This is a genomic window from Pseudomonas sp. NBRC 111143, assembly GCF_001320965.1.
GTDB lineage: Bacteria > Pseudomonadota > Gammaproteobacteria > Pseudomonadales > Pseudomonadaceae > Aquipseudomonas > Aquipseudomonas machongensis.
In genome coordinates this window covers 1-1,280 of the sequence record NZ_BCBT01000117.1, presented here as the reverse complement: position 1 = coordinate 1,280, position 1,280 = coordinate 1, and the positions used below count along the sequence as shown (strand labels likewise).

At 54.4% G+C, this 1,280-nt stretch carries 1 protein-coding gene; it reads right to left on the bottom strand.

The genetic code is table 11. From position 1 onward, the window contains the following. Positions 1 to 28: 28 nt before the first annotated feature. A protein-coding gene (locus APH44_RS28810; RefSeq protein WP_256250271.1) for an IS3 family transposase occupies positions 29 to 1,280 on the bottom strand; the annotation gives its coding sequence in 2 pieces (ribosomal slippage) (positions 29 to 910 and positions 913 to 1,280; 1,250 coding nt annotated over the 2 pieces). This gene is flagged as partial in the annotation.

Sequence of the window (1,280 nt, the reverse complement as noted above, 5' to 3'; positions counted from 1 at the left end):
TGGACTGCCCCCAATATGTTGGACAGTTTTAACCGGTGACCTGAGTCCTGTAGCTCACAGGGCTCAGGCCATTGAGCTTCAGCTTGATGCGGTCATGGTTGTAGTAGTGGATGTACTCATCCAGCCCTGCCTTCAGTTCCTCGACGCTTTCAAAGCGTTTCAGGTAGAAAAACTCTGACTTCAGTGTGCCAAAAAAACTTTCCATCGCAGCGTTGTCCAGGCAATTACCCTTGCGAGACATGCTCTGTTTCACACCTCGCGCTGTGAGCTTGTGGCGGTATTGGGCCTGTTGGTAATGCCATCCCTGATCTGAGTGGATCACTAGCTTGGGCTTTTCTCCCAACCCATCGAGAGCCTTTTCCAGCATGTTCCCGACCAAACCATACGTAGGCCGGCTGGCTGTTTCATAGGCGATGATCTCGCCGTTGTACAGGTCCATCACGGGCGAGAGGTAGAGCTTTTGCTGAGCCACTTTAAACTCGGTGACATCGGTCACCCACTTCTGATTAGGCCGTTGCGCGACGAAATTACGCTCCAGCAAATTCATTGCCACCTTGCCGACAGTGCCTCGATAAGATCGGTACTTCTTCGGGCGTACAATGGACTGCAAGCCAGATTCAGCCATCAACCGCTCAATGACCTTCTTATTAACCAAGGTCCCCTGATTTCTGATTGCCAGAGCAACGCGGCGGTAGCCATACAGCCCTTTCTCTCGGTGATAGACCCGCTGTACCAGCTCCTTGAGCGCCGCATGTTTGTCCGGCCTCTGCTGGCATTTGACCTGGTAATAGAAGGTGCTGCGCGCCAACCCCACGATCTGCAGAAGATCAGGCAGCGGATACTTGTGTCTGAATTTGCAGACGATCAGGGCTTTTTCGTCCGTGTTCGCTCCTTCTCCTCCCGCAGAGCCTTTAACTCCTTTAAGACATCATTCTCCATGCGCAGATACTCGAGCTCGCCTAACAACTGCTCACGGGATTTCTCTGCGTCGTTGGTGTCGGTGGGCTTGATGGGCTTAATTTTCTTCGGCACGGCTGGTTTTCTTTGCTTGGCGACAGAGGCTGCGGGACTGCCACTGTAGTACTGCCGCAGCCAAATGCCTATCTGTGAGGACTGACCGAGACCAAAGTGCGCTGCGGTTTGGCGCAAGGACAAGTGGTGTTCAAGCATGTGTTTGAGCACTCGCTGCTTGAGCGCCTCGGTGTAGCGGCGGCCATGCGAGCGTGGACTGAGGCAGGCACCGGCTTGGTAACCGGCAACCCAGCGCCGAAGCAGGCTGC